The organism is Micromonospora sp. NPDC049203, assembly GCF_043197215.1.
Classification (GTDB): Bacteria; Actinomycetota; Actinomycetes; order Mycobacteriales; family Micromonosporaceae; genus Micromonospora.
The window spans coordinates 127578-151553 of the sequence record NZ_JBICSV010000009.1 but is presented as its reverse complement, the minus strand read 5'-3'; the positions used below and the strand labels follow the sequence as shown (position 1 = coordinate 151553).

Annotated in this window: 19 protein-coding genes; 17 read left to right on the top strand and 2 right to left on the bottom strand. The window is 72.2% G+C overall.

The genetic code is table 11. From position 1 onward, the window contains the following. Positions 1–2 precede the first annotated feature (2 nt). The 16 genes from ACGFIA_RS23460 (at position 3) to ACGFIA_RS23385 (ending at position 20857) form a co-directional block, all read left to right on the top strand. Positions 3–851, top strand: a complete 849-nt coding sequence (locus ACGFIA_RS23460) for a cyclase family protein (protein WP_357385815.1) — start codon at positions 3–5, stop codon at positions 849–851. Beyond that, complete coding sequence (locus ACGFIA_RS23455) at positions 844–2286, top strand: MmgE/PrpD family protein (protein ID WP_357385813.1); 1443 nt, start codon at positions 844–846, stop codon at positions 2284–2286. The genes ACGFIA_RS23460 and ACGFIA_RS23455 overlap by 8 nt, the downstream gene beginning before the upstream one ends. Beyond that, the gene (locus tag ACGFIA_RS23450; protein WP_357385811.1) at positions 2283–3740 is read left to right on the top strand and encodes a dihydroorotase family protein; all 1458 of its coding nucleotides are present in this window, start codon (positions 2283–2285) and stop codon (positions 3738–3740) included. Before ACGFIA_RS23455 ends, ACGFIA_RS23450 begins: the two co-directional genes overlap by 4 nt. After that, complete coding sequence (locus ACGFIA_RS23445; RefSeq protein ID WP_357480299.1) at positions 3737–4588, top strand: CoA ester lyase; 852 nt, start codon at positions 3737–3739, stop codon at positions 4586–4588. The genes ACGFIA_RS23450 and ACGFIA_RS23445 overlap by 4 nt, the downstream gene beginning before the upstream one ends. Positions 4589–4977: 389 nt before the next feature. Next, complete coding sequence (locus tag ACGFIA_RS23440) at positions 4978–6294, top strand: cellulose binding domain-containing protein (protein ID WP_357385807.1); 1317 nt, start codon at positions 4978–4980, stop codon at positions 6292–6294. Between the two features lie 407 nt (positions 6295–6701). Beyond that, entirely contained in the window at positions 6702–8105 is a 1404-nt protein-coding gene (locus ACGFIA_RS23435) for an arabinofuranosidase catalytic domain-containing protein (protein WP_393262044.1), read from the top strand. Between the two features lie 50 nt (positions 8106–8155). Beyond that, positions 8156–10573 (top strand): ricin-type beta-trefoil lectin domain protein, encoded by a 2418-nt coding sequence (locus ACGFIA_RS23430; RefSeq protein WP_357480296.1) that lies wholly within the window; start codon positions 8156–8158, stop codon positions 10571–10573. Positions 10574–10691: 118 nt separating this feature from the next. Next, the gene (locus ACGFIA_RS23425; protein WP_357480319.1) at positions 10692–12446 is read left to right on the top strand and encodes a family 43 glycosylhydrolase; all 1755 of its coding nucleotides are present in this window, start codon (positions 10692–10694) and stop codon (positions 12444–12446) included. An 11-nt stretch (positions 12447–12457) separates the two neighbouring features. Beyond that, the gene (locus tag ACGFIA_RS23420) at positions 12458–13582 is read left to right on the top strand and encodes an RICIN domain-containing protein (RefSeq protein WP_357471698.1); all 1125 of its coding nucleotides are present in this window, start codon (positions 12458–12460) and stop codon (positions 13580–13582) included. Between the two features lie 94 nt (positions 13583–13676). Then, positions 13677–14093, top strand: coding sequence for a PPOX class F420-dependent oxidoreductase (locus tag ACGFIA_RS23415; protein ID WP_357385799.1), 417 nt, complete (start codon positions 13677–13679; stop codon positions 14091–14093). A 47-nt stretch (positions 14094–14140) separates the two neighbouring features. Beyond that, entirely contained in the window at positions 14141–14731 is a 591-nt protein-coding gene (locus ACGFIA_RS23410; protein WP_357385797.1) for a DinB family protein, read from the top strand. A 90-nt stretch (positions 14732–14821) separates the two neighbouring features. After that, on the top strand, positions 14822–16633 hold the full coding sequence (locus ACGFIA_RS23405; protein ID WP_357385795.1) for a hypothetical protein: 1812 nt from the start codon (positions 14822–14824) through the stop codon (positions 16631–16633). Between the two features lie 39 nt (positions 16634–16672). Then, positions 16673–17674, top strand: a complete 1002-nt coding sequence (locus tag ACGFIA_RS23400) for a glycosyltransferase family 2 protein (protein WP_393262039.1) — start codon at positions 16673–16675, stop codon at positions 17672–17674. Positions 17675–17786: 112 nt separating this feature from the next. Continuing rightward, positions 17787–18923: an SPFH domain-containing protein gene (locus ACGFIA_RS23395; protein ID WP_357385791.1), complete on the top strand. Its 1137-nt coding sequence runs from the start codon at positions 17787–17789 to the stop codon at positions 18921–18923. Next, a complete protein-coding gene (locus tag ACGFIA_RS23390; RefSeq protein WP_357385789.1) occupies positions 18920–20011 on the top strand; it encodes a hypothetical protein in 1092 nt (363 codons plus the stop codon). Before ACGFIA_RS23395 ends, ACGFIA_RS23390 begins: the two co-directional genes overlap by 4 nt. A gap of 147 nt (positions 20012–20158) precedes the next feature. After that, the gene (locus tag ACGFIA_RS23385) at positions 20159–20857 is read left to right on the top strand and encodes a DUF4386 domain-containing protein (RefSeq protein ID WP_357385787.1); all 699 of its coding nucleotides are present in this window, start codon (positions 20159–20161) and stop codon (positions 20855–20857) included. 6 nt (positions 20858–20863) lie between these two features. On the opposite strand, the gene ACGFIA_RS23380 is transcribed toward ACGFIA_RS23385, so the two are convergent. Beyond that, complete coding sequence (locus ACGFIA_RS23380; RefSeq protein ID WP_357385785.1) at positions 20864–21661, bottom strand: glucose 1-dehydrogenase; 798 nt, start codon at positions 21659–21661, stop codon at positions 20864–20866. Between the two features lie 87 nt (positions 21662–21748). Between ACGFIA_RS23380 and ACGFIA_RS23375 the strand changes: the two genes are divergently transcribed. Then, a complete protein-coding gene (locus ACGFIA_RS23375) occupies positions 21749–22588 on the top strand; it encodes a helix-turn-helix transcriptional regulator (protein ID WP_357385783.1) in 840 nt (279 codons plus the stop codon). A 19-nt stretch (positions 22589–22607) separates the two neighbouring features. Here the strand turns inward: ACGFIA_RS23375 and ACGFIA_RS23370 are convergent, their stop codons facing one another. Continuing rightward, on the bottom strand, positions 22608–23873 hold the full coding sequence (locus ACGFIA_RS23370; RefSeq protein WP_393262034.1) for a cellulose-binding domain-containing protein: 1266 nt from the start codon (positions 23871–23873) through the stop codon (positions 22608–22610). Positions 23874–23976 lie beyond the last annotated feature (103 nt).

Below are 23976 nucleotides of genomic sequence, written 5' to 3'. Positions count from 1 at the left end.
CCGTGACACCCCCAACCCAGGCCACAGTCGCCGATCCGCTGCTCGCGGCCGTCCGTGGCGGAGTGACCGTCTACGACCTCGGCCGCCGGCTCTCCGTCGGCATGCCGCAGTCCCCCAACCACCCCGCCTACTGGCACTCCCTGCCCCGCCGGCACGGGGACATGGTCCGGTCCGACGGCGGCTCCGCGGCGAACGACATGATCACCATGGGTACGCACGTCGGCACGCACATCGACGCGCTCGCCCACGTCTCGCACCGCGGCCTGCTCCACGGCGGGGCGGACGCGGTCGAGGCGGGCCGGGGCGGCCGGTACGTGGAACTCGGCGCGCACACGATCGCCCCGATGGTGCGCCGTGGCGTGCTGCTGGACGTGCCCCGCGCGATCGGCGCCGGCGACGGCTGCCCGGCCGGCTACGAGATCACGCCGGACGACCTCGCGGCCACGGAGGCGGCCCAGGGCACGCCCGTCGGCGCTGGCGACGTCGTCCTGGTGCGCAGCGGCTGGGGCCGGTTCTTCGAGCACGAGGACCGCACCGTCTACATGGGCCTGGAGTCCGGGGTGCCGGGCGTCGGCGAGGCCGGAGCGGTGTGGCTCGCCGACCGCGCGGTGCACGCCGTCGGGGCCGACACCATCGCCTTCGAGCGGCTGCGCCCGGGTGCGGCGCACAGCGTTCTGCCGGCGCACCGGGTGCTTCTGGTGGAACGCGGCATCTACATCATCGAGGCGATGGCGCTGGAGGAGCTGGCCGCCGCCGGAGTACACGAGTTCACCCTGGTCCTGGCGCCGCTGCCGCTGTTCGGCGCGACCGGTTCGCCGGTGCGTCCGCTGGCGGTGGTCGGGCATGGCTGAGCCCACGCTGGCCGAGCGGCTCGCCGCGTTCGCCGCGGCCACCACGCACACCGGCCTGCCCGACGACGTACGGCACAGCGTCCGCCAGCGCGTGCTCGACGTGCTGGGCCTCTGCGTCGCCGCGTACCGGCTGCCGACGAGCACCGCGGCGGCCGGGTTCGTGGCCGACCAGGGCGGCCGGCCCGAGGCGCACGCCGTCGGCCTGCCCGAGGCGGTGCCGGCCGCGCAGGCCGCCTTCGCCAACGGGGTGCTCGCCCACTCGCTCGACTACGACGACACGCACCTGCCCTCGGTGCTGCACCCCAGCGCCGGCGTGGTGCCGGCCGCGCTGGCCGCCGCCCAGGCGGCGGGGGCCAGCGGCGGTCAGTTGACGGCCGCCGTCGCGGTCGGCCTGGAGGTCGCCGTCCGTCTCGGCATGGCCGGGTACGACCGCGAGCTGGGCAACTCGGTCTTCTTCGAGCACGGGCAGCACGCCACGTCGATCTGCGGGGCGATGGGCGGAGCCGCCTCGGCGGCGCTGCTGTTCGGCCTGGGCTCCGAGGGGGTCGCCAACGCCCTCGGCGTCACCGCCTCCTTCTCCGCCGGCATCATCGAGGCCAACCGCACCGGCGGCACCGTCAAGCGACTGCACTGCGGATGGGCGGCGCACTCGGCGGTCACCGCCGCGCAACTCGTCAAGCGCGGCTTCACCGGCCCGCCGACCGTCCTGGAGGGCAGGTTCGGCTTCTTCCGCGCCTTCCTGCGCGACGAGGTCGACCTGGACCAGGTCACCGACCGGCTGGGCGAGGAGTGGTCGGTGCCGGGGATCTTCTTCAAGCCGTACCCGGCCAACCACTTCACCCACGCCGCGATCGACGCCGGGCTGCGGCTGCGCGAGCGCGGCCTGCCGCTGGACCGGATCAGCCGCATCGAACTGCGGGTACCCGCCGCGGTGATCCGCACGATCGGCCAGCCGATCGAGGTCAAGCGGGCGCCGGAGACCGGCTACCAGGCGCAGTTCTCCGGGCCGTACGCGGTCGTGGCGGGCCTGCTCGGCGGCTCCGGGCTCGGCGTCGGGCTGACCGACTACACCGACGAGCTGGCCCGCGATCCCCGCCGCCGCGCGCTGATGGCGACCGTCGACGTGCTCCCCGACGACCGCTGCGACTCGATCTTTCCCAACCAGTTCCCGGCGATCGTGACGGTCCGCACGGACGACGGCCGGGAGTGGACCGAGGAGGTGCTGGCCAACCGTGGCGGCCCGCAGCGCCCGCTCAGCGACGAGGAACTCGCGGTGAAGTTCCGGGAGAACGTCGCCGGCCGGCTCACCGACGAGGCCGCGCGCCGGGTCGAGGACCTGGTGCTGCGCCTCGACACCCTCGACTCGATCGACGAGATCCCCCGGACCCTGGCTCGCCTGGAGGCCGGCTCACCCACCTCAAGGAGTAACCCATGACGTCCTTTGACACCCTCGTGACAAACGTCCGCGTGGTGCGGCACGAGTGGACGCAGCCGCGGCAGGTGGACATCGCCATCCGCGACGGCCGCGTCGTGCGGGTCGCCGCCGGCATCGACCCGGCGCTGGCCCGGACCGTCGTCGACGGCGGCGGCAGGCTCGCCTTCCCCGGCGTGGTCGACGCGCACCAGCACTGGGGGATCTACAACCCGCTGGACCAGGACGCCGCCTCGGAGAGCCGGGCCTGCGCCCAGGGCGGGGTGACCTCAGCCATCACCTACATGCGCACCGGGCAGTACTACCTGAACCGGGGTGGCGCGTACGCCGACTTCTTCCCCGAGGTGCTCGCCGCCACCGCCGAGCGGTCGCACGTGGACTACGCGTTCCACCTCGCGCCGATGTCGAAGCAGCACATCGGCGAGATCCCCGAGCTGGTCGAGCGGCACGGGGTCACCTCGTTCAAGGTGTTCATGTTCTACGGCAGCCACGGCCTGCACGGCCGGTCGTCCGACCAGAGCAGTTTCCTGATGATCCCGGAGAACGAGCGGTACGACTACGCGCACTTCGAGTTCGTGATGCGCGGCGTGCAGGCGGCCCGGGAGCGGTTCCCCGAGCTGGCCGACGAGATCTCGCTGTCGCTGCACTGCGAGACCGCCGAGATCATGAACGCGTACACCCGGATGGTGGAGGAGGAGGGGACGCTGTCCGGGCTGGCCGCGTACCACGCCTCCCGGCCGCCGCACTCCGAGGGCCTGGCCGTGAGCATCGCGTCGTACCTGGCCCACGAGACCGGCCTGCCGACGATCAACCTGCTGCACCTGACCTCCCGCAAGGCGGTCGACGCCGCCCTGCGGATGTCGCAGGCGTTCCCGCACATCGACTTCCGCCGCGAGGTCACCGTCGGGCACCTGCTCGCCGACATCGACACCGCGAACCTGGGCGCCAAGGTGAACCCGCCGATCCGGCCGCGCGAGGACGTCGAGGCGCTCTGGGAGTACGTCCTGGACGGCAAGATCGACTGGGTGGTCAGTGACCACGCCTGCTGCCGCGACGAGGTGAAGTTCGGCGAGCCCCGGGACGACGTGTTCGTGGCGAAGTCGGGCTTCGGCGGCGCCGAGTACCTGCTGCCCGGCCTCGTCTCCGAGGGCCGCCGCCGCGGCCTGCCGTACCACCGGATCGCCGAGATGACCGCGTGGAACCCGGCCCGGCGCTTCGGGCTGCGCACCAAGGGCGACATCGCCGAGGGCTTCGACGCCGACTTCTGCCTGGTCGACGACGACCACACCTGGACGGTGCGGGCCGCCGACTCGGAGTCGGTGCAGGAGTACACCCCGTTCGAGGGCTTCGAGCTGAACGCCCGGGTCACCGACACGTTCCTGCGCGGCGAGCGGATCCTGGAGGCGGGCGCCGTGGTCGGCACGCCCCGCGGGCGTTACCTGGCCCGGCCGGCGTGACCCGTACGCCGCGCAGTTACCTGTACGCGCCCGGGAACGAGCCGAGGAAGCTCGCCAAGGCCGCGACGGCCGACGCCGACGCCGTGATCTGCGACCTGGAGGACGCGGTCCCACCGGCCGCCAAGTCGCAGGCCCGGGACAACGTGGCCGCGTTCCTGGCCGACCCGCCGCGGCGCGACGGTGAGTGGTGGGTGCGGATCAACGCCGACTCGGCCACCGCCGACGTGGCGGCGGTGGCCGGCCCGGCGCTGCGCGGCGTCGTGGTGCCCAAGGCCGAGCCGGAGTTGCTCGACGAGGTGGCCGAGGCGCTGGCTCGGGCCGAGTCGGCGTGCGGGCTGCCGCCCGGCACGCTGCGGGTGCTGCCGCTGCTGGAGACCGCGCGCGGCGTGCTCACCCTGGACCGGGTGGCCGCCGCGCCGCGGGTCCTGCGGCTGGGCCTCGGCGAGGCGGACCTCGCCGCCGAGCTGGGCCTGCGGCCGGGGCCGGACCGGGAGGAGCTGTGGCCGCTGCGCACGGCTGTGGTGCTCCACTCGGCCGCGGCCGGCCTGGTGCCGCCGGTGGGTCCGGTCGAGACGGCGGTACGCGACGCCGAGCGCCTGGACCGGAGCACCCGGATGCTGCTGCGGCAGGGCTTCCGGGCCCGCACCGCGATCCATCCCGCGCAGGCGGCGGTGATCAACGACGTGTTCACCCCGTCCGCCGAGGAGGTGGCCGACGCGCGGGACGTGGTGGCGCGTCTCGCCGCCGTCACCGGGCACGGGCACGGCGTCGCCGTCGCGGCGGACGGCCGGATGATCGACGCCGCCGTGGCCCGAGCCGCCCACGACGTCCTGGCCCGCGCGGTCTGAGGCGGGGCCGGCGAGACATCTGTTATCGCTAACAGGCTGGGCCCACGGCCCGGCCGCCGAGACCGCGGCGACCAGCGCCGGGACGGGTCCGCACGGCCCGTCCCGGCGTTAGCTGTTGAATGTGTTATCGATAACCTGCTATGTTCCGGGACGGGAGCGAAGGGCACGCTCCCCGTCACCCCCACAACCGGCAAGGCGTCCCGAGGCACCCTCCTCGCCGCCCGGCCGGTCGGTGACCAGTCCGGGCCGCTCCGCCGATGCACGCGACGCAGGCGGCCACGGACGACTTCGGCCCCGGCCCACGCGCGGCTCCGCGCCCTTCTCGCAGGCGACGTCGGCATCGACGGACGGCCCGGCCTGCACCGCCACCAAGGGCAAGGAGTCAGTCAATGGCGAAACGAACACGGCTCTTCTCATCCATCGCCGCCGCGGCGGTGCTTCTCGCGGCGGCGGCCGGCGGCGCGCTCAACGGCGGCCTCGGCGAGACGGCGCAGGCGTCGACGAACGGCACGCTCGCGGCGACAGCCGGCTGCGGCAAGGCGCCCACGCTGTCCAGCGGTACGCGCACCATCTCCAGCGGCGGCCAGAACCGCAGCTACATCCTGCGCATCCCGGACGGGTACGACCGCAACCGCCCGTACCGCCTGATCTTCGGTTTCCACTGGTTGAACGGCTCGGCGAACAACGTCGCCTCGGCCGGCTACTACGGCCTGCTGCCGTTGTCGAACAACAGCACGATCTTCGTCGCGCCGCAGGGCATCGACAACGGCTGGGCCAACACCAACGGCCGGGACCTGACTCTGTTCGACGACATCTCCCGGCAGATCGAGAACGACCTCTGCGTGGACACGTCCCAACGGTTCGCGCTCGGCTGGAGCTACGGCGGGGCGATGAGCTACGCGGTGGCCTGCGCCCGGCCGAATGTCGTCCGCGCGGTCACCGTCATCTCCGGCGCCAACCTCAGCGGCTGCAACGGCGGCACCCAGCCGGTCGCCTACTTCGGCATCCACGGCATCTACGACAGCGTGCTGAACATCTCCATGGGCCGGTCGCTGCGGGACACGTTCGTCCGCAACAACGGCTGCACCGCGCAGAGCCCGCGCGAGCCGAGCCGGGGCAGCCTCACGCACATCACCACCGCGTACTCCGGCTGCCGTGAGGGCTACCCCGTGCAGTGGGCCGCGTTCGACGGCGACCACACCCCCAGCCCGGTCGACGGGTCGTCGAGCCCGAACGACTCCCGGACCTGGACGTCGGCGGAGATCTGGCGGTTCTTCAGCCAGTTCGCGTCCACCACGCCGCCGACCACGGCGCCGCCGACGACCACGCCGCCGACCACTCCGCCGGTCACCACCGCGCCGCCCACGACTCCGCCGGTCACCACGCCGCCGCCGAGTCAGCCGGGTGCCTGCACGGCGACCTACCGGACGGTGAACACCTGGCCGGGCGGCTTCCAGGCCGAGGTCACCGTGGCCAACAACGGCGCCGCGACGCTCAACGGCTGGACCGTACGCCTGACCCTGGCCTCCGGCCAGGCGATCAGCAGCCTCTGGAGCGGCGTCAACACGGGCACCACCGGCTCGGTGTCGGTCCGCAACGCGGACTACAACGGGACCCTGGGCGCGAACGCCTCCACGACGTTCGGGTTCACGGCCACCGGGAACGGCGCCACCGCGCCCAGCGGTGTCACCTGCACCAGTCCCTGACCAGGACGGCCCGCCGACCCCGTTCGGGGCGCCGGGCCGGGGGTGGCAGACCGCCCCCGGCCCGGCGCTGGGCGGGGAGCAAACCGAGATCCCGCTTCCCGCCGAGGTGTGCTCTAATTAACACTGGTCGATGTTTGCGTTAACACTGCCACCTGACATGCCACCACCACCAGGCTGGTCAGACCCCTTGCTTCACAGGTGTTAGCGCTTGCACCGGCGGCCATCCATAGCTCGTGAGGCACCGCGCCGGCACGAACGACCGCGGAGCCCTGCGTACCCGAGGAGCCGTCATGGTGATCCCCCGTCCCCGGTCCGTCCGATCCGGACCATCCCGTCTGACCATCCCCGCGCTGATTCTCGTCCTTGTCGTCGCCGGTGCCGCCCTGGCCACTTCGAGCCGAAACGCCGTGGCCGCCCCCGGGCCCGGCTCCATCGTGGGCGCGCAGTCCGGCCGCTGCGTCGACGTCCCCAACGGCAGCACCACGAACGGCACCCAGGTGCAGCTCTACGACTGCACGGGCGGCACGCCGCAGAACTGGACGTACACGTCGGCGAAGCAGTTCATGGTGTACGGCAGCAAGTGCCTGGACGCCAACGGCCAGGGCACCAGCCCGGGCACGGCCGTGATCATCTGGGACTGCAACGGCCAGGCCAACCAGCAGTGGAACGTCACCTCGGCCGGCACCATCACCGGCCAGCAGTCCGGGCTGTGCCTGGACGCCACGAACGCGGGCACCGCCAACGGCACCAGGATCATCCTGTGGACCTGCAACGGCCAGGCCAACCAGCGGTGGAACACCTCGGCCACGCCGTCGTCACCGCCGCCCACCTCGACGCCCCCGCCCGGCGGGCGGCCGTGCGACATCTACGCCGCGGGCGGCACGCCGTGCGTGGCCGCGCACAGCACCACCCGGGCGCTGTTCTCGGCGTACGGCGGCAACCTCTACCAGGTTCGCCGCGCCTCCGACAACGCCACCCGCAACATCGGGCTGCTGGGCAACGGCGGCTACGCCGACGCCGCCGCACAGGACGCGTTCTGCGCCGGTACGAGCTGCGTGATCACCGCCGTGTTCGACCAGTCGGGACGCGGGAACGACCTGTGGTACCAGGGCTCCGCGCAGGTCCCCGGCTCCACCTCCAGCCGGCCCGCGAACGCGACGAGCGAGTCGTTGACGGTCGGGGGCGCCCGGGCGTACTCGCTCTACATCAATCCCGGGAACAGCTACTGGCGCGACGGCCACCTGACCGGCGTCCCCACCGGCGCGGCCCCCGAGGGCATGTACATGGTGACCAGCGGCACCCACGTCAACAGCGGCTGCTGTTTCGACTACGGCAACAGCGAGACCACCCGCAGCGCCGACGCGGCCGGGGCGATGGACGCGATCAACTTCAGCACCAGCTGCTGGTTCGGCGGCTGCTCCGGCAGCGGCCCCTGGGTGCAGGCCGACCTGGAGTGGGGTCTCTACCCGGGTGGCAGCCAGTCCTGGAACCCGAACCAGCGGGCCTTCACCAACCGGTTCGTCACCGCCACCCTGAAGAACAACGGCACCTCGCGGTTCGCCATCAAGGGGAGCAACGCCCAGTCCGGTGGCCTCGCCACGCTCTACGACGGGTCGCTGCCGGCCGGCTACAGCCCGATGCGCAAGCAGGGCGCCATCATCCTGGGCAGCGGCGGCGACTGCTGCAAGCCCGGCGGCGGCGCGAACCTCAGCGCCGGCACCTTCTACGAGGGCGCCATGGTGGCGGGCTATCCGTCCGACGCGACCGAGAACGCCGTCCAAGCCGACATCGTCGCCGCCGGCTACCGCTGACCGGCGGGCGAGGCAAGCGACCACACCCCGCATTCGTGAAAGGACTCGTCATGTCCGAACCGAGTCGGAGGCGCCGTCGCCCCCGACTGCTGGCGGCGCTGGCCGCCAGCGTCCTTGCCGCCGCCGGCGGCCTGACCCTCACCGCCGGACCCGCGCAGGCGGCCACCACGATCACCGTCAACGGCACCTCCGGCGGCCAGACGTTCGACGGGGTGGGCGCGGTCAGCGGCGGCGGCGGCAACAGCCGGCTGCTGATCGACTATCCGGAGCCGCAGCGCGGACAGATCCTGGACTACCTGTTCAAGCCCGGCTACGGCGCCGCGTTGCAGATCCTCAAGGTCGAGATGGGCGGCGACACCAACTCCACAAGCGGCTCGGAGCCGAGCCACGCACACGTGCGGGGCGACCTGAACTGCAACCGCGGCTACCAGTGGTGGATCATGGAGCAGGCCAAGGCCCGCAACCCCGCCATCAAGCTGGCGGCGCTGCCGTGGGGCGCTCCCGGCTGGATCGGCAACGGCAACTTCATGTCCCAGGACATGATCGACTACTTCGTGAGCTGGCTGGGCTGCGCGCGGCAGCACAACCTCACCATGGACTACATCACCGCCGCCCAGAACGAGAAGCGCACCGACGCCAACTGGACCATCAGCCTGCGCCAGGCGCTGAACGCCAACGGCTACAGCGGTGTGAAGATCATCTACGGGGACGACTACCCCGGCAGCTGGGGCCCGGCGAACGCGGTCGCCAGCAACACCACGCTACGCAACAGCATCGACGTGCTCAGCGGCCACTACCCGTGCGGCTACCTCAGCGCGCAGACCACCTGCACCGTCTCGTCCACCGCCACCAGCACCGGCAAGACGCTGTGGAACAGCGAGGGCGGATCGCAGGACTACAACGACGGCGCCAAGCCCCTCGCCCGCGGCATCAACCGGGGCTACATCGACGGCCGGATGGTCGCCTACCTCAACTGGGACCTGATCGCGGCGATCACGCCGAACCTGCCCTGGTCCACTGTCGGGCTGATCCTGGCCAACCAGCCGTGGTCCGGCTGGTACTCGGTCGGCAAGAACACCTGGGCGCTGGCGCACACCACCCAGTTCACCGCGCCCGGCTGGCGCTACCTGGACTCGTCCTCGGGCTACCTGGGCGGCAACCGCAACAACGGCAGCTACGTATCGTTGCGGTCGACCAGCAGCGGCGACTACAGCACGGTCATCGAGACCATGGACGCCACCGCGGCCCAGCAGGTCACCATGAACATCACCGGCGGGCTGTCGACCGGCCAGGTGCACATCTGGGCCACGAACCTGAACTCGACGAACCCGAACGACTTCTTCGTCCGCGGCGCGGACATCACCCCGTCGGGCGGGTCGTTCTCGCTCACCGTCCAGCCCGGTCACCTCTACACCGTCACCACCACCAGCGGGCAGGGCAAGGGCACCGCCAGCAGCCCGGCGCAGGGCTCGCTGGGCCTGCCGTACCGCGACGACTTCGACGGCTACGCCAGCGGACGGTTCCCGAAGTACCTCCAGGACATGCAGGGCGCGTTCGAGACCGTCGGCTGCGGCGGCGGGCGGGCCGGCATGTGCCTGCGCCAGATGTCCGCGCAGGCGCCGATCACCTGGAAGACGCTCGCCGACCCGGCGACCTACGGCGGGAACCTGAGCTGGGGCAACTACACGGTCTCCGCCGACGTCCTGCTCGAACAGGCCGGCTACGCCCAGATCATGGGGCGCGTCGGCAGCACCAACCTGGACCCGATCGGCCGGTACAACGCCTACTTCCTGCGGGTCACCGACTCCGGCGCGTGGTCCATCCTGCGCAACAACACCGCCGGGCAGCTCGTCACTCTGCGCAGCGGGAACGTCGCCGCGCTGGGCACCAACCGCTGGCACAGCCTCGCGCTCGGCTTCTCCGGCACCACCATCACCGCGACCATCGACGGCACGACCGTCGGCACGGCCACCGACTCCACGTTCGGCACCGGCCAGGTCGGCTTCGGCACCAGCCAGGGCGGGACCGCCCAGTTCGACAACCTGTCGGTGGTCGCCGGCCCGGGCGGCAACCCCGGGGGTACGAGCGGCGCGCTGCTCAACCCCAACTCCAGCCGCTGCCTGGACGTGCCGAACCAGTCCCAGACCAACGGCACGCAGGTGACGTTGTGGGAGTGCAACGGCGGCGCGAACCAGCAGTGGACGGCGACCTCCGGCCGCCAGCTCCAGGTGTACGGCAGCAAGTGCCTCGACGCCGAGAGCCAGGGCACCTCGTCCGGCACCCGGGTCATCATCTGGGACTGCAACGGCGGCACCAACCAGCAGTGGAACGTCAACACCGACGGCACGATCACCGGCGTCCAGTCCGGACTGTGCCTGAGCCCGAACGGCGGCGGGACCGGCAACGGCACCGCGATCGTCCTGTCCGCCTGCACGGGCGGCAGCAGCCAGAAATGGAGCCGGGCATGACGGCCCGACCTACCACACCCATCCGCCGCGGCGCGGCCAACCGGGGAGATGACCTGTGACGTCAACGCTATGGAGAACCGACCGCCGGACCAGACGATGGCTCGCGCTGGCCGTGACCATGCTCGCCCTGCTGGGGCTGGCCCCGGTCATCGCCGGAGAGCTGAGCCCGACCGCCGCCCGGGCGGACAACCCGATCGTGCAGAACATCTACACGGCCGACCCGGCACCGCTGGTCTACAACGGCCGCGTCTACCTCTACACCGGCCACGACGAGGACAACTCGACCTGGTTCACCATGAAGGAGTGGCGGGTCTACTCGTCCGACGACATGGTCAACTGGACCGACCACGGCTCACCGCTCAACCTCGCCACGTTCAGCTGGGCCAAGCAGGACGCGTGGGCCGGTCAGGCGGTCTACCGCAACGGCAAGTTCTACTGGTACGTGCCGATGGTCGTGCGGGCGACCGGCCAGATGGGCATCGGGGTGGCGGTGGCGGACAGCCCCACCGGGCCGTTCCGGGACGCCATCGGGCGCCCGCTGGTGAGCAACGGCGAGATCGACCCCACCGTGTTCATCGACGACGACGGCCAGGCATACCTGTACTGGGGCAACCCGCGCCTGTGGTACGTGAAGCTGAACTCGGACATGACCTCGTACTCGGGCAGCCCGACGCAGATCCCGCTGACCACCGCGGGCTTCGGGACGCGGACCGGAGACGCGAACCGGCCCACCCTCTACGAGGAGGGGCCCTGGGTCTACAAGCGCAACAACATCTACTACAACGTGTTCGCCGCCAAGTGCTGCTCGGAGTTCCTCGCCTACTCGACGGCGCCCGGCCCGCTGGGGCCGTGGACCTACCGCGGCACGGTCATGCCCACCCAGGGCAGCAGCTTCACCAACCACCCCGGGATCGTCGACTTCAAGGGTGGCTCCTACCTCTTCTACCACAACGGGGCCCTGCCCGGCGGCGGCGGTTTCACCAGGTCGGTGGCGGTGGAGAAGTTCTCCTACGGCGCGGACGGCTCGATCCCCACGATCAACATGACCACCACCGGCGCACCTCAGGTGGGCACGCTCAACCCGTACGTCCGGCAGGAGGCGGAGACGATCGCCTGGGGGCAGGGGATCGAGACCGAGCCGGCCAGCGGCGGGGGGATGAACGTCGGCTTCGTCGACAACGGTGACTACATCAAGGTCAAGGGCGTCGCCTTCGGCACCGGCGCGGCCTCGTTCACCGCGCGGGTGGCCTCGGCCGGCAGTGGCGGCACCATCGAGCTGCGCCTGGACGGCACCGGCGGCCCGGTGGTGGGCACCTGCCGGGTCTCCGGCACCGGCGGCTGGCAGACCTGGGCCGACACGACCTGCGCGGTCAGCGGCGCCACCGGCACCCACGACCTGTACCTGCGGTTCACCGGCGGCAGCGGCTCGCTGTTCAACATCGACCACTGGCGGTTCACCCCCGCCGGGAGCACTCCCCCGCCCACGAACCCGCCGACCACCACGCCGCCGCCGATCGATCCCCCGCCGACCACCACGCCGCCCACGACCCCGCCGCCCACCACGCCGCCGCCGTCCGGTGGCGCCTGCACCGCGACCTACCGCACCACAAACTCCTGGTCCGGCGGGTTCCAGGCCGAGGTGACGGTCACCGCCGGCGCCGCGGCGCTCAACGGCTGGTCGGTGCGGTGGAACCTCGCCGGCGGCCAGAGCATCAGCCAGGTCTGGAGCGGCACGCTGAGCACCAGCGGCTCCACTGCGACCGTCCGCAACGCGGAATACAACGGCTCGGTGCCGGCGTCCGGCTCGACCACGTTCGGCTTCGTGGCGAACGGCTCGCCCTCCACCCCGTCCCTGACCTGCACCAGCCCGTGAGAGGAACAGTCATGCGTACCCGAGCGAGAAGATGGCTCACCGCGGGCGCCGCGCTCGCCCTGCTGGCCGCCGGCGTGCTCACGCCCGCCGGCCCGGCGGGCGCCGAGTCCAACGGCGGCACCCGGGTGATGCCACTCGGTGACTCCATCACCGAGGGCACCCAGGTGCCGGGCGGCTACCGGATCGGCCTGTGGCAGCGGATGGCGGCCGGCGGCTACCGGGTCGACCTGGTCGGCTCCCAGTTCAACGGGCCGGGCAACCTCGGCGACCACGACCACGAGGGCCACCCCGGCTGGCGCATCGACCAGATCGACGCCAACATCACCGGCTGGCTGAACTCCTACCAGCCACGCACCGTGCTGCTGCACATCGGCACCAACGACATCCTGCAGAACTACAACGTCTCGACCGCGCCGAACCGGCTGTCGTCGCTGATCGACCGCATCACCAACACGGCGCCGAACGCGGACGTGTTCGTCGCGCAGATCATCCCGCTGGCGAACTCCGGCCAGGAGGCGGCGGTGCGCACGTTCAACGCCGCCATCCCGGGCATCGTGCAGTCGAAGGTGAACGCCGGCAAGCGCGTCCACCTGGTCGACCAGCACTCGGCGCTGACCACCGCCGACCTGATCGACGGCATCCACCCGACCGCCACCGGCTACGACAAGATGGCCGCCGTCTGGTACCGCGCGTTGCAGTCGGTGTCCGGCAGCATCGGCACCCCCGGCAGCGGCGGGGGCACCTACCAGAACGTGCAACTGGTCGGCGTCGGCTCGGGCCGGTGCCTGGACGTGCCGAACGGCAGCACCACGAACGGCACCGCCGTGCAGTTGTACGACTGCTGGGGCGGCACCATGCAGCGCTGGACGTACACCTCGGCCAAGCAGTTGCAGGTGCTCGGCAACAAGTGCCTGGACGCCAACGGGCGGGGCACCGCCAACGGCACCAGCGTGATCATCTGGGACTGCAACGGCCAGCCCAACCAGCAGTGGAACCTCAACGCCGACGGCACGATCAGTGGGGTCCAGTCCGGGCGCTGCCTGGACGCGGCCGGCTACGGCACCGCCAACGGGACCAGGATCAACCTCTGGGACTGCCACGGCGGCACCAACCAGCGGTGGAGCGTGCGCGCCTGACCGGCACGCGACGGGCTCCCCGGCCCACGACGCCGGGGAGCCCCGCCCGCCGCATGACCAGCGGCGGGACCGGCGGGTACGTAGAGTGGGAGCCATGTCGAAGCCGCCGCTGCCCGAGCCCGCCGTCGCCATGCTGTCCAAGCCGAATCCCGCCGTCATCGCCACACTGCGCGACGGCCAGCCGGTGACCGCGGCCACCTGGTACCTCTGGGAGGACGGCCGCGTCCTGGTGAACATGGACGAGGGCCGCCGCCGGCTGGCGCACCTGCGCAGCGACCCCCGGGTCTCCCTGACGGTGCTGGACGAGGGGAACTGGTACACCCACGTCAGCCTCATCGGGCGGGTGGTCGAGGTGCGCGACGACGAGGGCCTGGCGGACATCGACCGGATCTCGCAGCACTACACCGGACGGCCGTACCCGCGACGGGACCGCGGCCGGGTCAGCGCGTGGATCGAGATCGAGCGCTGGCACGGGTGGGGCGCGCACAAGGACAACGACCAGACCGGCTGACCGCCGCCGCCCCCACGATGTCCGACCCATGCGCGAGAGTGTCGGGCATGACCGAATCGAAGGACCCGAAGACCGCGCTGCACCACTACCTCCGCGCGATCCGGGAGAACCTGATCTGGAAGCTCGACGGGCTGAGCGAACGCGAGGCCCGGCTTCCCCGCACCGCGACCGGCAACAACTTCCTGGGCCTGCTCAAGCACTGCCTGAACGTCGAGGCCGGCTACTTCGGGCCCACGTTCGGCCGCGAGTTCCCCAACCCCGGGGAACTGGTCGCGCTGGAGATGTTCGACGCGGACCCGCAGGCGGACTGGTACGCCCGGGAGGACGAGACCAAGGACGGGCTGATCGACCTCTACCGCCGGGTAGGAGCGTTCGCGGACGAGACGATCGAGACGCTGCCGCTGGACGCGCCGGGGCGGGTGCCGTGGTGGTATCCGGGCCGGCAGGACGTCACGCTGCACCAGATCATCGTGCACGTCTGCGTCGACCTGGCCCGGCACGCCGGTCACGCCGACATCATGCGCGAGCAGCACGACGCGGCGATCGGGCTGGGGCGGGAGAACCGGAACGTCCCCGACGGCTATGACTGGCCGGCGTACGTCAGTAAGCTGTCGGCGCTCGCGGACCGGTTCGCGTAGCCGGCCCTTCCGGTACTGCGGGCCGGAAGTTTCAACCATATTTCGGACAGCGGATCGACAGGATCAGCAGCATCGTGAAGCATCTATCCCATGAAAATCCGGCCCGCCGTCGCCCCGCCGGCCGCTGAGGACAGCGGTCCCGCGCAGCCGCCCGCCGATCCGCCCTCGGACGACAGCCCCACCGACGAGCGCCCGACGGACGGCAGCCGCCGGTGGCGGCCGAACCCGGAGTGGACGCTGGCGATCCTGGGCAGTCTGCTGCTGGCGGTGGTGCTGACCTGGCCGACGTTGCGGCACCCGGCGACCACGATCCCCGGCGACCTGGGCGACCCGACGTTGCAGGCGTGGCAGGTCGCCTGGTCGGGGCACGCCCTGCTCAACGACCCGGCCAACCTGTGGAACTCGAACACGTTCTATCCGGAGCGCTACACCTACGCCTACAGCGACACGCTGCTCGGCTACGCGCCGTTCGGGATGCTCGGCTCCGGATTCGAGGCCGCGCTGATCCGCTACAACGTGCTCTACGTGCTGTTGCACGCGCTGGCGTTCGTCGGGGCGTACGCGCTGGCCCGGCAGCTCGGCGCGAACCGCTGGGGCGGTGCGGTCGCCGGGGTGGCGTGGGCGTACGCGCCGTGGCGGCTGGCGCACTCCGGCCACCTGAACATCCTGTCCAGCGGCGGGATCGCGCTGGCGCTGGCGATGCTGGCGCGTGGCCACGGCTGGTCGCTGCGCCACGGATACCGCCCGGAGCGCCGTCGGCCCGGCTGGGCGGTGGCCGGGTGGCTCGTCGCGGCCTGGCAGGTCACGCTCGGCTTCGGCATCGGGCTGCCGCTCGTCTACTTCCTGCTGGCCGCCGCGCTGGTGGCGGCCGGCTGCTACGGCTGGTCCTGGTGGCGCAAGCGGGAACGGCCCCCGTTCGGCCGGCGGCTGCTCGTCGCGGACCTGGCCGGTGGCGCCGTGTTCGGCACCGTCACGCTGCTGCTCGGGCTGGTCTACCTGCGCGTGGTCGACCTCAACCCGCAGGCCGTCCGGTCGCTGGACTGGACCAAGATGTTCTCCCCGCCGCTGATCGGGTTCGTCACCGCGCCCGGCGACTCGTGGCTGTGGGGGGAACGGCACGCCGCCGCCCGCGAACAGCTCACCTGGCCGCCGGAGATGGCACTGCTACCAGGCATGACGCTGATCGGGCTGGCCGCGGCGGGGCTGTTCGTCTCGGCCTTCCCGGTGCGGCACCGGGTCACGCTGGGCCTCGGCGTGGCCGGCACCGTGCTGCTGGGCCTCGGTTCCACGCTCGGCGGGGACGGCGAACCCGGCTACCTGACGCTGTCCCGGCTCCTGCCGGGCTGGGACGCGTTGCGCACCCCGGGCCGGATGATGCACTGGACCAGCCTGTTGCTGGCCGTGCTGGCGGCCGGGCTGGTGACCGCGCTGGCCGAGTCGTGGCGCCGGCCGGCGGCGGCGCGCGCGTCCCGGGCCGTCGCGGCACTGGTCCTGCTGGTGCCGCTCGCCCTGGTCACGCTGGAGGGCGTCAACCGTACGCCGCACCCGGTCGTGCCGACGCCACCGGCGGCGATGCGGACCGCGCCGGAACCCATGCTGGTGCTGCCCGCCGGTGGGGTGGGCGACCTGAACTACATGCTGTGGTCGACCGACGGGTTCCCCCGGATCACCAACGGGCTCGGCGGTTTCGAGCCGGTCACCCAGGCCCAGACCCGGGTCGCCGTGGCCTCGTTCCCCGACGCGGGCAGCGTGGCGTACCTGCGCGGGATCGGCGTGCGGTCGGTCGTCGCGGTGCCGAGCCGCGCGGCGGGGACGCCGTGGGAGGGCATCGAGACCCGGCCGGTCGACGGGCTGGGCATCACCCGGGAGGATGTCGATGGCACGCTTGTCTACCGCCTCTGACGCCGGGTGCCCGGGCGCGGGCCGGGCACGGTGAGCGCCGTGCGGTTGTCAGTGGTGGTGCCCTGCTTCAACGAGGAAGCGTCGGTGGAGCGGCTGCACGAGATGCTCAGCGTCGCGTTCGCCGAACTGCAGGACGTGGACGTCGAGGTGGTGTACGTCGACGACGGCAGCGAGGACGGCACGCTTGCGGCGCTGCGCCGGCTCGCCGCCGCCGACCCGGCCGTCTGCTACACGTCGCTGAGCCGCAACTTCGGCAAGGAGGCGGCCATGCTCGCCGGCCTGCGCCGGGCCACCGGCGACGCGGTGGTCATCATGGACGCCGACCTGCAACATCCGCCGCGGTTGCTGCCCGAGATGGTGATGCTCTACCGCCAGGGCTTCGACCAGGTGATCGCCCGCCGGGACCGGCGTGGGGACCGGTTCATCCGGATGGTCGCCTCGCGCTCCTTCTACCGCCTGGTCAACTGGTGGATAGACGTCCGCCTGCTCGACGGCGCGGGCGACTTCCGGCTGCTGTCCCGGCTCGCGGTGAACGCGATCCTGGCCATGCCGGAATACAACCGCTTCTCCAAGGGCCTGTTCTCGTGGATCGGCTTCCGCACGGCGGTGGTGGCGCACCGCAACGAGACCCGGCAGGCCGGGCACAGCCGCTGGACGTTCGGCAAGCTGTTCAACTACGCGTTCGACGGCCTGCTGTCGTTCAACAACCGGCCGCTGCGCCTGGCCATCTACGGCGGGCTGTTCCTCACGCTCATCGCGGTGGGCTACATGGCCTGGGTGGTAGCGGACGCCGTGGAGAAGGGCATCGACGTGCCCGGCTACACCACGATCATCGTCAGCGTGATCGGGCTCGGCGGCATCCAGATGATGATCCTCGGGGTGATCGGCGAGTACATCGGCCGGATCTACTACGAGACCAAGCGCCGCCCGCACTATCTGGTGCAGGAGACCGAGCGCCTCGTCGATACCCCCGGCCGGGCGTCCCGGCTTCCGGAGCAGCGTACGGCCACCGGCGAATCGATGGCCGGCGAAACCGGCTGAGCGCCTCCGATCGGTGGCCGCCGATAGCGCCGAAAAGCTGTCTTTTCGCAGGTGGCGGGCGGTTGCTATGGTCGCCGCGACGCCGGAGACCGGCGCCGAGGAAAGGGTTGCGATGGGGCTGATGGACAAGCTCCGGGGCGAGCTCATCGACATCATCGAGTGGCTGGACGACAGCCGCGACACGATGGTCTGGCGATTCCCCCGGTATCAGAACGAGATCAAGATGGGCGCCCAACTGGTCGTCCGGGAGTCCCAGACGGCGGTGTTCGTCAACGAGGGGAAGATCGCCGACGTCTTCGCACCGGGGACGTACACGCTGGAGACCCGCAACCTGCCGATCCTGTCCACCCTGAAGGGCTGGAAGTACGGCTTCAACTCTCCGTTCAAGGCCGAGGTGTACTTCGTCAACACCCGGCAGTTCACGGACATGAAGTGGGGCACCCAGAACCCGGTCATCCTGCGCGACGCCGAGTTCGGTGTGGTGCGGGTGCGGGCGTTCGGCGCCTTCGCGGCCCGAGTGGTGGACGCGGCGCGGCTGCTACGGGAACTGGTCGGCACCGACCCTCAGTTCCGCACCGAGGAGGTGCAGGAGTACCTGCGGCAGCTCATGGTCGGGCGGCTCGGCGGCGCGCTCGCCACGGCCGGGGTGCCGCTGCTGGACCTCGCGGCGCACCAGGACGCGATCGGCCGGCGGCTGGCCGCCGTGCTGACCGAGGAACTGGCCGAGGTCGGTATCGCGATCCCCAAGTTCGTCATCGAGAACGTGTCGGTGCCGCCGGAGGTCGAGAAGGCGCTGGACAAGCGGACCAGCATGGGCGCGGTCGGCGACCTGGACCGGTACACCCGCTTCCAGGCGGCGAACGCGATGGAGGCCGCGGCGAACAACCCGGGTGGCGAGGCGGGCGCGGGCATCGGCCTCGGCCTCGGCATGGCGATGGGCCAGCAGATGGCCCGGTCGATGGGCGGGGGCGCGGCCACGCAGCCGGTGCCGGCCCAGCCGGCCCCCGCGCAGCCGGCCGCCGCCGAGCCGCCGCCGCTGCCGGACCAGGCCCAGTGGTACGTCGGCGTCGGCGGCCAGCGGCAGGGCCCGTACGACCTCGGTGGGCTGGCCGAGCAGGCGGGTGCGGGCGCGCTCGGCGCGGACACGCTCGTCTGGCGCGCCGGCATGGCGCAGTGGCAGCCCGCCGGGCAGGTGCCCGAGCTGGCGTCGGTCCTCGCCAGCGTCCCGCCGCCGCTGCCGCCGGCATGAGCGACACGGCTGTCTCGCCGCCCTCGTACCAGTGCGGGGGGTGCGGCGCCCGGGTGGAGTACGCGCCGGGCACCACCACGCTGAGCTGCCCGTACTGCGGGTACCGGCAGGAGATCGCCGGCGCCGGCCGGGAGGTGCGCGAGCACGCGTACGCGGAACTGGCGTCGCTGCCCCGCAAGCCGGTGGCGAGCGTCGGGGCGCACACGTTCGTCTGCCCGGGCTGCGGCGCCCGGACGGAGAGCGACGCGCTGGCACAGCGCTGCCAGTTCTGCGCCACCCCGCTGGTGGCCGACGCCGGAGCGGGTGAGCTGATCGCGCCGGAGGCGGTGCTGCCGTTCGCCGTCGACCGTAACGGCGTGCGGACGGCCCTGGGCCAGTGGTGCGGCAGCCGCTGGTTCGCGCCCGGGAGCCTGAAGAAGATCACCGAGGCGGAGACGCTGAAGGGCACGTACCTGCCGCACTGGACGTTCGACGCGCGGACCGTGTCGGACTACCAGGGTCAGCGGGGCGAGCACTACTACGTCACCGAGACGTACACGGTGACGGTCGACGGCAAGCAGGAGACGCGGACCCGGCAGGTGCGGCACACCCGGTGGCATCCGGCCGCCGGCACCGTCCGCCGGGACTTCGACGATGTGCTGGTGCCCGCCACCACCCACCTGCCCACCGAGCAGTTGGACAAGCTTGCGCCGTGGCCGCTGGCCGAGGTGACCGCCTACCACGGCGACTACCTGGCCGGATACCAGGCCCTGCGGTACGACACCGAGCCCGAGGCAGGGCTGACCGAGGCGAAGGCGCGGATGGCGCCGGTCATCGAGCGGGACTGCCGGTCGGACATCGGCGGCGACGAGCAGCGGGTGTCCGCCGTCGACACCACGTACTCCGACGTGTCGTACAAGCTGGTCCTGCTGCCGGTGTGGATCGCCGCGTACCTGCACGCCGGGCGGTCGTACCAGGTGCTGGTGAACGCGCGGACCGGTCAGGTCATCGGCGAGCGCCCCTACAGTGCGGCGAAGATCGCGGCGGCGGTGCTGGCCGCGCTCGCGCTCGTCGCGGCGATCGTGGTGGCGTACGCGATGAGCCGCTGACGCGTACGGGCCACCGGTGTGCCGCACCGGTGGCCCGTACGCATCGCGCGAGGTGACTGCCCGAGCGGCCGATGCGCCGCCGGGCCGGTCCGCAGGACAGTGAGGGCACGACCACCATCGGCCGGGCGGCGGCGGAGGGGAAACCCGATGGACTCACTGCGAAAGACGTCGCTGGTCGCGGGCGGCGCCTATCTGCTCACCTTCGTCTCGATCCCCACCCTGACCCTGTACGCCCCGATCCGCGAGGCGGACTACGTCCTGGGCACCACGTCGGACGCCCCGGTCGTCCTCGGTGGCGTGCTGGAGATGATCGTCGCGCTCGCCTGCGTCGGCACCGCCGTCGCGCTGTACCCGGTGCTCAAGCACCAGGGCCCGGCCCGGGCGCTGGGTTTCGCCGGCGCCCGGGGCCTGGAGGCAGCCGGCATCCTCGTCGGCGTCGCGAGCGTCCTGACGCTCGTCGCGCTGCGGCGGTCCGGGGCCGGGCCGGACGCGCTCGTCACCGGCCAGGCGCTCGTCGCCTTCTACGACTCGGTGTTCCTGCTCAGCCAGTCGCTCCTGCCGGCAGTGAACGCGCTGCTGGTGGGCACCCTGCTGTACCAGTCCCGCCTCGTGCCGCGCGTGCTGCCGGTGCTCGGTCTCGTCGGCGCGCCACTGCTCGTCGCCTCCGACCTCGGCGTCCTGTTCGGCGCCTGGGACCGGCTGTCGCCGGTGACGGCTGTCGCCGCGCTCCCCATCGCGGTGTGGGAGTTCTCGCTCGGTGTCTACCTGGTCGTGAAGGGCTTCCGGCCCTCGCCCGTCCCGGCCGGCGCGGTCGAGCCCCGGCCGGTCCAGGACGCCACCGTCTGAGCCGGGTCAGGCCCGCGCGCCGCCGTCGACCCGCAGCACCGTGCCGGTGACGAAGGAGGCGCGGTCGCTGAGCAGCCAGGCGGCGGCCTGGGCGATCTCGTCGGGCTCGGCGGCCCGGCGCAACGGCGTGGCGGCCGCGAGCCGGTCGATGATGCCCGGCGACTCGGCGTCCCAGGAGCGCATCATCTCGGTGAGCGTACTGCCCGGGGCGATCGCGTTGACGCGGATGCCCTCCGGCCCGTAGGTGACCGCGGCGGACTCGGTAAGGCTGTTCACGGCGCGCTTCATCGCCCCGTACGCGGGCAGTTCGGGGTTGCCCATCAGGCTGCCGACGCTGGAGTTGTTGACGATCGCGCCGGTGCCGGCGGTGGCCCGGATCGCGGCGACCTCGGCGACCATGGCGAGCCACGGTCCCTTGAGGTTGACGGCGTAGACGTGGTCGAAGTCGTCTTCGCGCACCCGGTCCATCGGTCCGGGCGGCACGATCGTCGCGCCGTTGTTGAAGGCGACGTCGAGGCGGCCGTACACCTCGACGGCGCGGTCGACGGCGGCACGCACGCTCGCCGCTTCGGCCAGGTCGCAGACGACGTACTCGGCGGTGCCGCCCGTGGCCCGGATCTGCTCGGTGACCGCCTTCAGCTGTTCCTCGGTCCGGGCGGCGAGCAGCACCCGGGCGCCCTCGGCGGCGAACAGCCGGGCCGCCGCGGCGCCGATGCCGCGCCCGGCGCCGGTGATGAAGGCGACCTTGCCGGCCAGCAGGCCGGTGGTGGGGTGGACGGTCGTGTCGGTTCGTGTGGTGTCCATGCCGGCAAGCCTGCGTCCGGTCGCGGAGCCCATCCAGGTACGGCCGGTACCTGGTTACGCGCCGCCGCGCACGGGCACACTGGGGTCGTGGACCGACGTGAGCTGGCAGTGTTCCTGCGCAGCAGGCGGGAACAGATCGCACCGGCCGACGTGGGCCTGCCCGCCGGACGGCGGCGCCGCACCCCCGGGTTGCGTCGCGAGGAGGTGGCGCGGCTGGCGTTCATCTCGACCGAGTACTACACGCGGCTGGAGCAGGGCCGGGGTCCGCGTCCGTCGCGGGAGGTGCTGGCCGGGCTGGCCCGCGCGCTGCGGCTCTCCGACGCCGAACGCGACCACCTCCACCACCTGGCCGGGGAGCCGCCCGCGCCGCCGCCCGGGCCACCCCGGGAGGTACGCCAGAGCGTGCTGGACCTGCTGCACCGGCTGCCGCAGGCGGCGGCGTTCGTGACCTCGGCGGCGTTCGAGGTGATCGCCTGGAACGACCTCGCGGCGGCGCTCATGGAGGACTTCTCCGCGGTGTCCCGGCGGGACCGCAACCTGGTCCGCCGGGCCTTCCTCGGCCCGCACCTGATGTACGGCGTGTCGGACGCGAGCGAGTTCGCCCGCCACTCGGTCGGACGGCTGCGCGCCGCCGCGGCCCGCTATCCGGACGATCCGGAGATGGCCGCGCTGATCGCGGAGCTGCTCGCCGGGAGCGAGGAGTTCGCCCGCCTGTGGGCCTCGCACGAGGTGGGCGGCGCACGGACGCTGTGCAAGACGTTCCGGCACCCGCTGGTCGGGCCGGTGACTGTCAACTGCGACGTCCTCGACATCACCGACCGCGACCAGCAGGTGGTCATCTACACCGCCACCCCCGGCTCACCGTCGGAGGAGGCGCTGCGGCTGCTCTCCGTGATCGGCACGCAGCGCATGACGGTGGAGCACTGAGCCACCCGGCGACGGCACGTCAGCAGCCGATCCGGCTGGACCCGACGGCGACGTCGTCGTACCAGAGGGTGTCGGCGCCGCCGCCGTAGCTCTCCCAGCCCAGCTTCAGGTCGGTGAGCTGCGGTCGCCAGGTGCGGTTGTACCACTGGCCGTCGATGTCGTGCGTCGGCACGCCGTCGGCGGTCAGCCCGGTCACCGCGACGCCGTCCAGCCAGGTACGCAGTTGACCGGCCGAACCGTCCACCATGAACTCGAGGCAGGCCCAGCGGTTGGTGGGCAGCGGCACGCTCTGCGCCACCCCGGCCGGGCTCTGCTCGGGCAGCGTGGCGTCGTCGGAGGCGCGGTTCCACTGGAGCGCGCCGTTCTGGCCGCCCAGCCGCAGGTCCCGGTTGCCGTCGGCGGCGTCGGCCATGGTGATCATCGTGGTGTGGTCGGTGGGCTGGGCGGTGGTGTGCCGCACCCAGATCCGGGCGTACCTGACGCTGCCCAGGCCGCTGAGGTTCTTCGTGGTCCGGACGAACACGTGGTTGCAGTACCCGGCCGCGCCGTTGATGCGGACCGCGCGGCTGCCGCTGTGCGTGGTGGACGTGTCGATGGTGGCCGTGCCGGCGCCGGAACAGTCCGGGCTCACCACGCTCCAGTCACCCGACGGCGTCGAACCGGTCTGGTTCTCGAAACCGTCGCAGAGCACCGCCCCCGCGCACCCGCTCGGCGGTGGGGTGGTCGGCGGCGCCGTCGTGGGAGGTGCCGTGGTCGGCGGCGCGGTCGTCGGCGGCGCCGTGGTCGGCGGCGCCGTCGTGGGCGGGGCGGTCGTGGGCGGGGCTGAGGTCGGCGGCGCCGTGGTGGGCGGCGGTGTGGTCGGGCCGGCGCCGTTGCACGGTACGCCGTTCAGGCTGAACCCGGTCGGCGTGCCGCCTGCGGCGCCGAATGTGCCCTGCACGCCGAACTCGGTCGAGCCGCCGGCCGGGATGCTGCCGTTGTACGACACGTTGCGGGCGGTCACCGTCGACCCGGACTGGCTGACTGTGGCGTTCCAGCCGTTCGTCACGCGCTCGTCCCCGGCGTACGTCCAGGTTACGGTCCAGCCGGAGACGGCTGTGTCACCCGGTGACACCTTGATGTTCGCGGTGAACCCGCCGGGCCACTGGTTGGGTGTGTAGTCGACCCGGCAGCCCTGCGCGGCCGCGGCCGGGCCGGTGAGCAGGGCCGTACCGGCCGCGGTGACGGCGGCCAGCGCGGCGACGGCCGCCACGAGCGGTGCGGGTCGGGCACGGAGAATCGTCATGGAGAGTCCTTCGACGTCGGGCAGGGCGCGGCGGCACGCGTCCCGGATCGGACGCGGCGGCGCGCGAGGATGCGGCGCGGCGATGCGCCAGGGTGAGTGGTCG